General features: G+C 29.6%; 11 protein-coding genes. 9 read left to right on the forward strand and 2 right to left on the reverse strand.

What is annotated here, in order from left to right; genetic code table 11:
- The first annotated feature begins 7 nt into the window (after nt 1–7).
- The 4 genes from IC213_RS07035 to IC213_RS07050 all read left to right on the forward strand — a co-directional run bounded on the left by IC213_RS07035 (nt 8) and on the right by IC213_RS07050 (nt 5,837).
- Nucleotides 8–1,195 carry a M20 family metallopeptidase gene (locus IC213_RS07035; RefSeq protein WP_227481955.1) on the forward strand — a complete coding sequence of 396 codons (1,188 nt, stop codon included), beginning with the start codon at nt 8–10 and terminating at the stop codon, nt 1,193–1,195.
- 276 nt (nt 1,196–1,471) lie between these two features.
- On the forward strand, nt 1,472–3,481 hold the full coding sequence (locus tag IC213_RS07040; protein WP_227862910.1) for a sigma 54-interacting transcriptional regulator: 2,010 nt from the start codon (nt 1,472–1,474) through the stop codon (nt 3,479–3,481).
- Nucleotides 3,482–3,726: 245 nt separating this feature from the next.
- Nucleotides 3,727–4,479, forward strand: a complete 753-nt coding sequence (locus IC213_RS07045; RefSeq protein WP_255606356.1) for a gamma-glutamyl-gamma-aminobutyrate hydrolase family protein — start codon at nt 3,727–3,729, stop codon at nt 4,477–4,479.
- Nucleotides 4,480–4,517: 38 nt separating this feature from the next.
- Nucleotides 4,518–5,837: an APC family permease gene (locus IC213_RS07050; RefSeq protein WP_227835160.1), complete on the forward strand. Its 1,320-nt coding sequence runs from the start codon at nt 4,518–4,520 to the stop codon at nt 5,835–5,837.
- A gap of 337 nt (nt 5,838–6,174) precedes the next feature.
- On the opposite strand, the gene IC213_RS07055 is transcribed toward IC213_RS07050, so the two are convergent.
- The gene (locus tag IC213_RS07055) at nt 6,175–6,810 is read right to left on the reverse strand and encodes a class I SAM-dependent methyltransferase (RefSeq protein ID WP_227862911.1); all 636 of its coding nucleotides are present in this window, start codon (nt 6,808–6,810) and stop codon (nt 6,175–6,177) included.
- Nucleotides 6,811–6,989: 179 nt separating this feature from the next.
- Between IC213_RS07055 and IC213_RS07060 the strand changes: the two genes are divergently transcribed.
- The 5 genes from IC213_RS07060 to gatY all read left to right on the forward strand — a co-directional run bounded on the left by IC213_RS07060 (nt 6,990) and on the right by gatY (nt 13,060).
- Nucleotides 6,990–8,138 (forward strand): glycerate kinase, encoded by a 1,149-nt coding sequence (locus IC213_RS07060; protein WP_227862912.1) that lies wholly within the window; start codon nt 6,990–6,992, stop codon nt 8,136–8,138.
- A 335-nt stretch (nt 8,139–8,473) separates the two neighbouring features.
- Entirely contained in the window at nt 8,474–9,226 is a 753-nt protein-coding gene (locus tag IC213_RS07065; protein WP_227851227.1) for a MurR/RpiR family transcriptional regulator, read from the forward strand.
- 102 nt (nt 9,227–9,328) lie between these two features.
- Nucleotides 9,329–10,249, forward strand: coding sequence for a 1-phosphofructokinase family hexose kinase (locus IC213_RS07070; protein WP_227835162.1), 921 nt, complete (start codon nt 9,329–9,331; stop codon nt 10,247–10,249).
- Between the two features lie 2 nt (nt 10,250–10,251).
- Complete coding sequence (locus tag IC213_RS07075; protein ID WP_227862913.1) at nt 10,252–12,168, forward strand: PTS fructose transporter subunit IIABC; 1,917 nt, start codon at nt 10,252–10,254, stop codon at nt 12,166–12,168.
- A gap of 19 nt (nt 12,169–12,187) precedes the next feature.
- Nucleotides 12,188–13,060, forward strand: coding sequence for a tagatose-bisphosphate aldolase subunit GatY (gatY, locus tag IC213_RS07080; RefSeq protein ID WP_227862914.1), 873 nt, complete (start codon nt 12,188–12,190; stop codon nt 13,058–13,060).
- Nucleotides 13,061–13,384: 324 nt separating this feature from the next.
- On the opposite strand, the gene IC213_RS07085 is transcribed toward gatY, so the two are convergent.
- On the reverse strand, nt 13,385–13,597 hold the full coding sequence (locus tag IC213_RS07085; RefSeq protein ID WP_227845992.1) for a hypothetical protein: 213 nt from the start codon (nt 13,595–13,597) through the stop codon (nt 13,385–13,387).
- Nucleotides 13,598–14,098: the final 501 nt, after the last annotated feature.

Genomic DNA, 14,098 nt, shown 5'->3' on the forward strand with positions numbered 1-14,098 from the left:
GTATATTATGATTGAAAGTATAAAGAAAAGAGCTTATGAGATAGAGAATGAACTGGGAAAAGAAATTGAAGAAGTATGTGATTTTATATTTAACAATCCAGAACTAGGAGAAGAAGAATATATATCATCAAAGTACTTGGTAGATAAAATGAAGGAATATGGATTTGATACAACTTATCCATATTGTAATATGGATACTGCTTTTAGAGCAGAACTAGGGGATAATGATGGTCCAACTATAGCATTTTTAGCTGAGTATGACGCATTGCCTGGATATGGAGAAAATAAAGAACCAGGTCATGCTTGTGGACATAACTGGATTGCTGCATCTACATTAGGAGCTTGTATAGTGCTAAGTAAGTTAAAAGAAAATTTTAAAGGAAAAATTGTACTAATAGGAACACCAGCTGAAGAAACAACAGGAGGAAAGTGTGATTTAGTTAAGGCAGGAGCTTTTGATGATATTGATGTAAGTTATCAGATGCATATAGAAGCTTTTAATAACATAAACTGCAAGGCTTTGGCAATAGATTCAATAGAGTTTAGTTTTGAAGGGGTATCAGCACATGCAGCTAGCCATCCTCATATGGGTGTTAATGCATTAGATGCAGTACAACTTACTTTTGCAGGAATAAATGCACTAAGACAGCATGTAAAATCAGATGTTAGAATACATGGGATAGTTTCAAATGGAGGAGAAGCTCCAAACATAGTTCCAGAAAAAGCTGCCTGTGAATTTTTTGTAAGAGCTGCTGAAAGAAGTTATTTAGATGAAGTAACTAAAAAGGTTATAAACTGTGCAAAAGGTGCAGAGTTAATGACAGGTGCTAAACTTTCTTATAGATACTTTGAAAATTCTTTTGACAATATAATAAATAATAAGGTGCTTCAGAATATAACAAAGAATAATCTAATTGAGGCAGGTATAACAGATATATTAGAAGGAAAAGAAGGTCCAGTAGGTTCTACAGACATAGGAAACGTAAGCCAAGTTTGTCCTACTATGTATACGGAAATAGCTCTAGACATAAATCCAATGGTATATGTTCATGAAAAAGAGTTTCTAAATTATGCAAATTCTGAGGAAGCTTATGATAAACTTCACAAAGCAGTAAAGGCAATGGTAGGATGTGCATTAGAAATTTACCTAGAAGATGGGCTACTTGATGAGATTAAGAAAAATCATTTGAATTAATTTAAATTAAAAATAAGATAAAAAGGTATTACCAGAAAGTTGGTAATACCTTTTTATTTTTTGATAGGAGTCATGTTTTTGTAGATTCTATAGCTAAAGTTATATTATTTATCTAATCTTAATCATATAATAATATTTCTAGCTTAAGGTTAAATAAAAAATAAGAAATCTATCAATTTGGCATAACTTTTGCTTTATATAAGTTAAAAGATTTTGAACTATATTAGAACTATTAAAATTTTATATAATATAAACAAAAGAAAGGATAGATTTATAATGAAAACAATAGCAGTAGTAACTGATGGATTATCTAAATTAGAGTGTTTTTTAAATAAAAACCTAAAGCTGATATTTAAAGATAAAGTAATAATAAAAAACTATTATTTAAATAGAATAACAGAAGAAGAATCGATAAAAGATGACATAATATTAGTAATGATAGATGATAGAGTATTGAAAATAAAAAAATATGTAAAAGATGTCTCAAAGATAATAATTATAAATAGAACTATAAAGCAAAAGGATATATACAAGTTATTTTCATTACCAGAAGGAATAGATGTATTAGTAGTAAATGATAATAAGCACACTGTATTAGAAACAATATCTAATTTATACAATATAGGAATAAATCACTTAAATTTCATACCATATAATCCTAATGAAGAATATAGAAATATTAAGATAGCTGTAACACCAGGAGAAGCAGATTTAGTTCCAAAATATATTGAAGAAGTTATTGATTTAGGGCATAGGTATATTGATAGTTCAACATTTATTCAAATAATAGCAAAACTCAAACTGGATGATAAGGAAATTACTGAGAGGCTAATTAAGTATATAGATGAAGTGATTAGTTTATATTCAGGAATAAATACTAAATATAAAGAACTTACTATAAAAGCAGATGAATTGAATTCTATAATAAACTTATCAAACCTAGGTATGGCAATGATATCAGAGAAGGAAAATGTAATTATTTGTAATAATAGCTTGAGTGATATACTAGATATTAAAAATGATATTATAGGAAAAAATATAGATGAATTAGAGAATGAAAATATTAAAAAGATTTTTAGATTAAGTAAGGCACATGATGAAGTTATAAAGTTTAATAATAAATATTTAAATGTAAATAAGTATAATATAGAAAGTTTTGGAAGGGTGACTGGATATTATTTTTGTATTCAAGAAATAACTTACATAAGGAAATTGGAACAAAACCTATCAAAGAAGCTTAGAGAAAAGGGACAAGTTGCTAGGTATACCTTTGATGACATAAAAACAGTATCAGTAAAAATGGAAAGAACTAAAGAGCTAGGTATGAAAATAGCGGAATCTGATTATACAGTTCTTATAACTGGAGAAAGTGGAACAGGAAAAGAACTTATGGCTCAGTCTATTCATAATGCATCACCAAGGCATAGTCAGCCATTTATAGCGATAAACTGTGCAGCTATGCCAGAAAACCTACTTGAAAGTGAACTTTTTGGATATGAAGAAGGTGCTTTTACAGGTGCTTTAAGAGGAGGGAAAAAAGGTTTATTTGAGCAAGCTAATAATGGAACTATATTTTTAGATGAAATAGGAGACATGCCCATATATTTACAAAGCAAATTACTTAGAGTATTACAAGAAAATCAAGTCATGAGAGTTGGGGGGGAAAATGTAATAGACACTGATGTAAGAGTAATTGCAGCTACAAATAAAAATTTATTAGAAATGATAAAAAAAGATAGGTTCAGAGCTGATTTATATTATAGGATAAATGTATTGCCTATAAACATACCACCTTTAAGAGAGAGAAAAGAAGATATAGAAGTTATGCTAAAGCATTTTATGAAAAGTAAGAGGGAAATTAGTCAAGATGTTAAAGACATTATTAATTCATATGAATGGCCAGGGAATATAAGAGAATTAAAAAATACAGCTATGTATATTAACATTATGAGTTCTGAACATGTTATTTTAATTAATGACTTACCTCATAATTTACTAAATATAACTGAAGACTATAGTAAAGAAATAAGTACATTAAAAGATAGAACATCTATAGAAAAAGTAAGATTAGTAATGGAATGCTTAAAAAATGCCAATAACCTTAATAAAAACATAGGTAGAAATGGTATTGTTAATTCAATAAATGAATTAGGTTATAGTATAACAGAAGGTGAGGTAAGGGGAATACTTAATATACTTAAAGAACTAGATTTGATAATATGTGAATCAGGTAGAAAGGGAAGTGAGTTAAATAGAAGAGGAAAAAATATATTAAATAGTATTTAATAGGTTAATAAAAAGGAAAGTATGAATGCCTATTTTGCCTATTAATTAGAATTAACACTATTCAAAAAGTCGAATTAAATAGGATTAAAATAAAATATAAATCAATAGAGTGATTTATATAACTGATTCCTTAGAAAAAGTATTTTAAAAATAAATTAGAATTTTTAAACAATTAAAATATTGGTATGCTACTTGCTCTTTAAGAGAGAAGTAGCATTTTTTATTGTTCATAAATAATTTAAGGGGTGAAGAAAGTGATTAAAAAGAAATATCCAGTAATAGGAATATCAGGAAACTTATTAATTGATGAAGGGGGGATGTTTCCTGGTTATGAAAGGGCTTATGTAAATAATGACTATATACAGTCAGTAGCTATGTGTAAAGCTATACCATATATTGTACCAATTGTATATGATGATGAGATTATAAAGGAACAAGTATCAAATATAGATGGACTTATACTATCAGGAGGACAAGATGTAAATCCTCTTATATGGAAGGAGGAACCTCATAATAAGCTAGGTGCAATATCACCTAAAAGAGATGTTTTTGATATGAAGTTATTAAAGTATGCTTTAGATATGAAAAAACCAGTGTTAGGTATATGTAGAGGTGAACAAATTATAAATGTAGCTGAGGGAGGGAGTTTATATCAAGATTTATCTTTAATTGAAGGAGCTTACATAAAACATAATCAGCAACATTTATCTAATATACCTACACATACAGCACAGATAAAAGAGGGTACAAAGTTGTATGAAATATTAGGAGAACAAGAAATCCTAGTTAATAGTTTCCATCATTTAGTTGTCAATAAGGTAGCTCCAGGATATATTGTTTCAGCTACTGCTAAAGATGGTTTAATTGAAGCTATAGAAAAGGATGGGAATGAGTTTGTAATAGGCATACAATGGCATCCAGAAATGATGACTAAGGATTGTGATAATATGAAAAAAATATTTATGGCGATAGTTAAAGAAGCATCTAAAGAAAAATAATTATAACTATATTTTAAGTTGAGTTTGGAGGAATAACAATGAAAAAAAGTGTTAAGTTAGGTTTCTGGAGTATTGTATTATTAGGGATTAATGCAATAATAGGGTCAGGTATATTTGGCTTACCTGGAGATGCATATACAAGTATAGGTCCAGCGAGTATCTTAGTATTAGTTTTTTGTATGTTTTTAGCTGTCTCTATTGCTTTATGTTTTGCTGAAGCAGGGAGTTGGTTTGATACTGATGGAGGGCCGTATCTTTATGCAAAAGAGGCCTTTGGAGATTTTATTGGGTTTGAAGTTGGATTTATGAAGTGGATAGTTAGTATGATTGCTTGGGCAACTATGGCAAACTTTTTTGCAGTCACACTATCATCTATATGGCCTCAAGCAGCAGAGCCACTTATTAAAAATATAATAATTGGTATATTAGTTGGAGGGCTTGGGCTTATAAATTTTATGGGAATGAAGCAATCTAAGCATTTAAACAATATAATGACTATAGGAAAATTATTACCAATAGTTTTATTTATAGCTGTAGGTTTATTTTTTATAAAAGGCTCTAATTTTACGCCATTTATAATAATACAAAAAGGTCAAAGTACATCATCAGCTTTTGTAGCAGTATCAATAACTTTATTTTATGCTTTTACGGGGTTTGAATCTTTAGCTGTTGCAGCAAAAGATATGGAAAATCCTAAGAAAAATGTACCTAAGGCATTAGTAATGGTAATGTTTGTAGTATCAGTAATATATATGCTTATATTGGGGATAAGTATAGGTGTATTGGGAGATGGATTAAGAGGGTCAGCGACTCCTGTTGCAGATGCTGCTATTAAAATGTTAGGTCCTATAGGTGGATATATAATTACAATAGGGACTATAGTATCTGTTGGAGGAATAAATATTGCATCATCTATATTTACACCAAGGTCTGCGGCTGCTTTGGTCGAGCAAGGATTAATGCCTAAGTCTATAAGAAAAACTAATAAAAATGGAGCTCCATATATAGCAATTATAGTTTCTGTTATAGGAACTTTATTAATAGCATGGTCAGGGTCATTTACAACACTATCTCAAATAAGTGTTGTATCTAGATTTATTCAATATATTCCTACCTGTCTAGCTGTATTAATATTAAGGAAGAAGTATGCTGGTAAAGACATAAACTTTAGGATACCTGGAGGAGTGATTATACCAATATTTGCAGTAGCTATAAGTATAGTATTATTGATAAAAGCAGGTATTGATGAACCAATGAAGATAGTTTGGGGACTAGGTGGTATGGTAATTGTAGTTCCTATATATTTCTATATGACTAATGTATATTCAAAAAAATATAATGATATTGAAGTCAAGTAATTCTTATAATTATTAGAGAATAAAATTATAAAGATTGTAATAAATTTTCTATCTATAAATTGGATGTATAAATATAATCGTGTGTAGTTTTTGGAATTTTATCTCTAGTATTGAAATTCACAAAGGGCTATATTTATAGATATTTTATAAGGATTCTTTTGAATTTATGATAAGCGGTATAGCATTTTGGTGTTATACTGCTTTTTGTATAAATAGTTTTATTTTTTTACTGCTCTAGTTGCGTAAAATGATGGAATATTAAATTCATGAAGATTACCAGAACCATTTGTATCTTGATAAATATCTGTTAAAATAAATCCTGCTTGTAGTTGTCCACCTATTTGTTCTTCAATTGTATGAGAAAATTGAATTCTCCAATCATTTTGGATTGATTCATCATATATATTTTTATTTTTTTAAGGATTAAATGGAAGCCTATATTGGAATTCTGTTCCTTCTTCATTAAATACAAAATTGATGCCATTATCAAGTCCAGATAAAAGTATACCACCTTTTTTAGTATACGATAACACTCTTTCCAAATTGGTAATACATCTTCTACATAACAATTAGAAACTGGATGAAATATTAAGTCAAAACTTTCATCTTTAAAAGGTAGTGGCTTTGCCATGTCAGCTTGTACAAGTTCAATAGAATACTTTTCCCTTTCTGCAACCTTTTTTTCACTTAATAATTGTGAAGTTGAATAATCTAAAACTGTACATTGAGCTCCCAATGCAGTGAAAATTGGCATTTGTTGTCCGCCTCCAGACGCTAATCCTAGTATTTTTGTATTTTTCATATCACAAAACCAATTTTTCGGAACGGGTTTAGTGGGTGTCAGTACAACGGACCAATCTCCAGCTTTGGCTCGTTCAAAAACTTCATGACTGATAGGTTGTCCCCATTCCCAGCCTTCTTTATTCCATTTATCAAAGGTCTTTGAGTTTATTTCTGTATATTTAGATTCCATAGTTTTATCCTCCTAAATTACGATTTGACAACTTGCTAATTATGATAAAGTATAGCATATTTCTAGTAAGAGCTGGATGTAAACAAGAAACTGTATGTACAAAGAAAGGAGTAGAGTATAAAATAGAATGTAAATTAAAACTTATAAATTTTTATTTTTAAAATAAGGAGTAGATAAATATGAAAATATTAATTTCTATAGATTCTTTGAAAGGCAGTTTATCTTCAATTGAGGCAGCAAATGCAATAAAAAAGGGGATATTAAAAGTTGAAAAAGATGCAAAAGTAAAGATATTGCCACTTGCAGATGGTGGGGAAGGAACAGTAGACGCTTTAGTACAAGGTATGAATGGTGAAAAAGAAACTATAGAAGTCACTGGACCAATAATTACGAAAGTAAATGCGACATATGGATTATTAAAAAGTACAAATACAGCAATAATAGAAATGGCTCAAGCATCAGGATTAACATTAGTTCCAACTGAACTTAGAAATCCTTTAAGCACCACAACTTACGGTGTTGGAGAAATAATAAAAGAAGCAATAAATAAAGGCTATAGAAACTTTATAGTTGGAATAGGTGGAAGTGCTACTAATGATGCTGGGGTAGGTATGCTTCAAGCTTTAGGATTTGAGTTTTATGATGAAAACAACAACTTAGTAGGGTTAGGTGGAAAAGTTTTAAATGAAATAAGACATATAAAAATAGATAATAGGTTAAAAGAATTAGATAAATGTAGCTTTAAAATAGCTTGTGATGTGAATAATCCACTGTTTGGTAAAAATGGAGCAGCGTACATATATGGACCTCAAAAAGGTGCAACACCAAAAATAATTGAAGAGTTAGATAATGGCCTTAGAAATTTTGCTAAGATAGTTAAAAGTGATTTAGATAAAGACATAGCCAATATAGAAGGTACTGGAGCAGCAGGTGGATTAGGTTTTGCATTTTTAGCGTTTTTAAATTCAAAATTAGAATCTGGAGTAAAAATAATATTAGAAGAAATTAAAATAGAGAACGAGTTAAAATGTGCAGACTTTGTAATAACTGGAGAAGGTAAATTGGATAATCAAACAGCTATGGGCAAAGCACCAATAGGAGTTGCAAAGATGGCTAAAAAATATGGGGCAAAAGTAATAGGTTTGGCTGGAGCAACGACAGAAGATGCAGTTAAGTGTAATGAAGAAGGGATAGATGCTTATTTTTCTATAGTAAATAGGGCTATGACCATAGAAGAAGCAATGGATAAGGAAACGGCAAGTAATAATATGACTGCCACAACAGTACAAATATTTAATCTTATAAAGGTATTAAAAAGTACTAAATAAAAAGACTGACATAGCTAGGGTTTGATATTGAAATAAGTCCTTTAGAGGATATATTAATCCATATTGAAAATAATTTTAAATATTCATAATAAGCTACTTGCAGGCTAAAAAATTTGTAATCACTCAATCTTAGTGATTGATTAATTACTTTTTTATTGCAAAATAACCTAGTAATAACAGAATAAATTAAAGTACAGAACTATAATATTCTAAATTTATATTTATAGACATTGACTAAATCATAATTGTGTATAAAAATAAGTAGTTAAGAGGTAATATATTATAATATGTGATAAATTTAGACAAATAAAAGTATATACAAGGAGAGCGAAAATATGATAATTGAGTTAAACAAAAGAAATTCTGAAAATCTAACGAAAACGGAAATGGAAATAATTAAATTTATAAATCAAAATGAGTCAATATTATCAGAATTGTCCATAGTAGAGATTGCTCATGAAACATATTCGTCTCCAGCAACTGTTTCAAGAGCAATTAGAAAATGTGGCCTAAATGGATTTAATGAACTTAGATACAGGTTGACAGTAAAAGATGAAAATAATGATATACACAATATGGGGGATATAATAAACAAGTCTTTTATAGAAGCACAACGAGTTATAGAACAAATATCCTTAACTACACTAATTAATATAATAAAAACTATAAATGAATCTAGTAAGATATACGTCTTAGCAAGAGGTCTTACTGAATATGTAGCAAAAGAGTTTAGCCTTAAGTTACAATTACTTGATTTTAATGTGTTTTTTATAAATGACCCTAATATAATGAAAATAAAATCTAAATCAATGAAAGAAGATGAACTTATAATCATATTTTCGTTGAATGGAAACACTAAAGAACTTGTAGAATCAGCACAAAATGCCAATTTAAGTGGAGCCAAAGTTATAACATGTTGTTGTAGTGAAAATGCAAAACTTATAAACTATTCTGATTTATATATTGTAGGATATAAACATTATCATATCTCAATCTCTGAGTATGAAGTGTCATCTAGGTTACCATTGTACATTATATCTAGGATAATTATAGATTATATGGTCAAATATAATAATTCTGAAAATTAAATTGAAAAAGTCTATGAAAATCTATTTTCTTTTTATGAAAAGATTTTCATAGACTTTTTTATTATAATGAAAACATACACAGCAGAAGCAAGGGGGAAGACAATGATATATACATTAACCACGAATCCAGCAATAGATATGAACATATCTACTAACGGTATAAAAAGTAAATTAGTAAATCGTACATCAAATGCTACATATTCTCCTAATGGAAAAGGTTTAAATGTGACATTTGTACTAGGTTATTATGGTATAGAGTCCAAGATATTAGGTTTTTTTGGAGGATTCTCAGGAAAATATATAGTTGAAGAAAGTGAAAAGAAAGGGTTTGATGTACTACCTACCTGGGTAGAAGATACTACTCGTATAAATATATTTTTAAATGATGGAAATGATGAGTTTAAATTTGTAAACTCTGGGTCATATGTAAATGCAAAGCAAAAGCTAGAAATGATAGAGAAGATAGAGTCATTAGAAGATATAAATTACTTGTCAATAAGTGGAAGTTTACCACCTGGTATTGATGATAATTACTATGAAGATATATTTGAGATTTGTAAAAATAAAAATATAAAAACAATACTTGATATAAGTTCACCGAAATTAAAGGAGTTATTAGAATATAATCCATACTTGATAAAACCAAATGATGAAGAAATCAAAGATATATTTGGAATTATTGTAAGAGATGAAGAGGACATTAAGGATGTGCTTAAGTTACTACATTTGAAAGGAGCTCAAAATATATTACTAACTTTAGGAGAAAAAGGTTCTTATTTTTACAATGGAGAAGCAATTTATTATGCTAGTGCTCAACCAGTTACAGTTGTTAGCTCTGCATGTGCTGGTGATTCTGCATTAGCTGCATTTTTAAGTATATGGTTGGAAAATCCAGAAGATATTGAAGAAGCATTGAAAAGGTCTGCTGCAACGGGTGCAAGTGTGGCTGAAAGTAATGGTATCGGTAGTTTGGCGAATGTAGAAGAGTACATAAAAAATATAAAAGTCAGAAAGGTGGTATAAAAATGGGGAGAAAGATAATCCTTGGGGTAACAGGTTGTCCAACTGGAATTGCACATACATTTATGGCAGAAGAAGCATTAAAAAAATCAGCTAAAGAATTAGGATGTGATATAAAAGTTGAAACAAATGGAGCCATAGGAGTAGAGAATAAATTAACAGCAAAAGATATCGAAATGGCAGATGCAATAATAGTTGCTTGTGATAAAAACGTTGATATGGATAGATTTAATGGAAAACCAGTAATAGAGGTGCCTGTAAAAGAAGGTATACACAAAGCTAGTGAGCTTATACAAAAGTGTATTGATGGTAAAGTAGCAGTTAGAAAGGGAAATACATCAAGTAGCAAATTTACAGAAGAAGGGAATTTATCGTTTGGTCAAAAACTATATAAAGACTTAATGAATGGAGTATCTCATATGCTACCTTTAGTAGTAGCAGGCGGAGTGCTAACTGCTATATCATTTTTGTGGGGGATTTACTCATTTGACCCAAATTCAGAACAGTATAATCAGATAGCAGCTACATTAAAATCTGTTGGTGGATATTCTATGAATTTGATGGTTCCTGTATTAGCGGCGTTTATAGCTCAATCTGTATCAGGTAGACCTGGTATGTTGGCAGGGCTTGTTGGAGGAATGATATCGTTTGACACAGGTTCAGGGTTCTTAGGTGGAATTATATCGGGATTTTTGGCAGGTTATGCAGTTAAATTATTTGTGTACTTATTGAGAAAATTACCAAGACAGTTAGAAGGACTTAAATCTATTTTTATAATTCCTATAGTCAGTGTGGGTGTTGTTGGTATATCTATGTTGTTACTTGGGGGACCATGTTCAGCTCTTAACAATGCTATGATGAATTTCCTTTCAGGGTTACAGAACTCAAGTCCTATAATCCTAGGATTAGTAATAGGATGTATGTCAGCATTTGATATGGGAGGTCCAGTAAATAAAGCAGCATATGTGACTGGAACTATGCTTCTAGGTCAAGGAAACTACTTATTTATGGCAGGTGTATCTGCAGCTTGTATAACACCACCATTAGTAATAGCTATAGCATCTACTTTATTTAAAAATAGATTTACAGAAGAAGACAGAGCGGCAGGATTAATTAATTATATACTAGGTAGTACTCATATAACAGAAGGAGCGATACCTTTCGCGGCAAAGAATCCACTGAAAGTGTTGCCAGTACTTATGATTGGGTCATCAATATCAGCGATTTTAACTTACATAATGAAAATAGAAGTACCAGCTCCACATGGAGGATTTTTAGTCTTAGGACTAGTAAATAAGCCGCTTTTATGGGTAGGATGTATACTTGCAGGTTCATTAGTAGGAGCAATACTTTATATGATAGTTACACCTAAGGTAGTAAATAACAATAATACTACAGAAAATACAGATGAAATTAAAAATGAATATAAAAAGGAAATTACAAAATCGGAAAACGTATCTAATAAAGTCTCTTTGTATAACGAAGAAACAGTAGTTTTAGATGTTAAAGGAAAAAGTAAAACAGATGTAATTGATGAAATGGTTGAAATACTTGATAAATCAGGTGTTCTTTTAGATAAAAATAAATTTAAAGAAGAAATTCATAAGAGAGAAGAAATATCATCTACAGGTTTTGGTATGGGCATAGCGATACCACACGCAAAAACAGATGCAGTAAAAGTACCACGAGTAGCAGTTGGTGTATCAAAAGAAGGGTTTGATTTTAAATCAGAGGATGGAAGCCCAGTACATCTTATATTTATGATAGCAGCTACAGACAATGGTGATAATTTACATTTAAAGACATTGTCTCAACTATCTGCAAAACTAATGGACGAAGAATTTTTAAATGAGTTAATAAATAGTAAGACAAGCATAGAAATAGTATCAAAATTAAATAATGAAGAAATTAAATCATTATAAATATATAGGAGGATGAATTATGGCATTAGTGACAACTAAACAAATATTATTAGATGCACAAGAAGGGCATTATGCAGTAGGAGCATTTAATGTTGAAAATATGGAGATGGTTATGGCAGTAATAGAAGCTGCTGAAGAACTTAAATCACCTGTAATACTACAGACAACACCTTCAACAATAAAGTATGCAGGATTGGATTATTATTTAGCAAATGTAAAGGTTGCATCAGAGAAGGCAAGTATTCCTGTTGCTATGCACTTAGACCATGGTTCAAGTTTTGGGCTAGCAATGCAGGCACTTAGAGTTGGATATACTTCTATTATGATTGATGGTTCTCATGAAAGTTACGAAGATAATATATCAGTATCTAAAGCTGTTGTAGATGCATGTACACCTTCAGATATACCTGTTGAAGCTGAATTAGGTAAAGTTGGAGGTAAGGAAGACGATTTGGATGGTGGTGATGGTGGAGCATATACAGACCCACTACAAGCAAAAGAATTTGTAGAAAGAACAGGGGTATCATCTTTAGCAGTAGCAATAGGCACAGCACATGGGTTATATAAAGGAGAGCCAAAGCTTGATTTGGATAGATTGTCTGAAATTAGAGAGGTTGTATCAGTTCCATTAGTATTACATGGTGGGTCAGGGATATCAGATGAGATTATTAAAGAATCTATAAAAAGAGGGATTTGCAAGGTTAATTATGCAACAGAGTTAAGGATTGCTTATAGTAATGGGGTTAAGGATGTGCTTAATTCTGACCCAGAGGTAATTGACCCTAAGAAATATGGTAAAAAAGGTCTAGATTCGGTTAAAGAATTTGTTAAGAGTAGGATGGAAGTTTGTGGATGTGTAGGAAAAGTAGTAGGGGCAGTGGAGTACTGTTAATAAAATCTAATTATAAATATATAAAATAAAGTAAGAGGTTTATTATAAACCTCTTACTTTATTTTATATATTTAAGAGAATAAATGAGCAGTTTGGAGGGATATGTATGGTAATTAGAAATAAATAAAAATACAACCACTTAATACAGATTTAGAATCTAAATTTATATTAAGAGATTGTATTTAATTAAATTAATACAAATATTGCATAATTGAATCATTAATATTAAAATTAATGAAAAATGAAGTAGAAAATATTGTTATACAAATATATGTATATAAATTTATCATAATATTTAATAAATTAGATATGATATGCAACTTATTAAGAAGAACTAGATGTACTTCTATTATATTGAGATATAAAACCTTTAGGCATTTTACTTATAAAATACACAACCATAATACAAGATAAAGGCTTGTCTACTATATTGCTAAGGATTCTTGGAAAGAATGCAGCAGTAAATATCTTCTGACCAGACTGAACTAAAAAACCGACCAATAAATCAGCACCACTTCCACTTAAACCACCAAACAATAAAAAATAAAAGTTAATGAAAATAAATTTATAATAATAATAGATATTCCATTATCAAGATTTTAAATACTATAAATAATATGGAGTCTCTAAAATAAACTTTAAGTATATAGAGCTTAAGTATATAGGAAGTATTTATTATTTGTATGGTTTTTAATTTATTAGAATTATAGGTAAGGTGTATATTATAAATTTGAATATTAAGATTTTTTTGAGGGATAGTAGACAAACTATTCCTTATTTTTATAACTAAGAATAAGTGTTATAGATGACAATAAGGATAACAAGGGATTTGTTTATTTGTGAGTATTAGGTTATACAAAAGCTGTTATCTATAACTAAATTGGAAAATTCTATCAAATTTTGGAAAACGATTGACAAAGAGAACTAAATAAAGTATATTATTAGTAAGTTAGTTTAATGTACAAATAAATTATATGCAATGTTTAATATATAAAATTAAGATATTAGACTGAGTTATTTAATTTTAAAGTACATCAA

Source organism: Clostridioides sp. ES-S-0049-02, from assembly GCF_020658465.1.
In the GTDB taxonomy this organism is placed as follows: domain Bacteria; phylum Bacillota; class Clostridia; order Peptostreptococcales; family Peptostreptococcaceae; genus Clostridioides.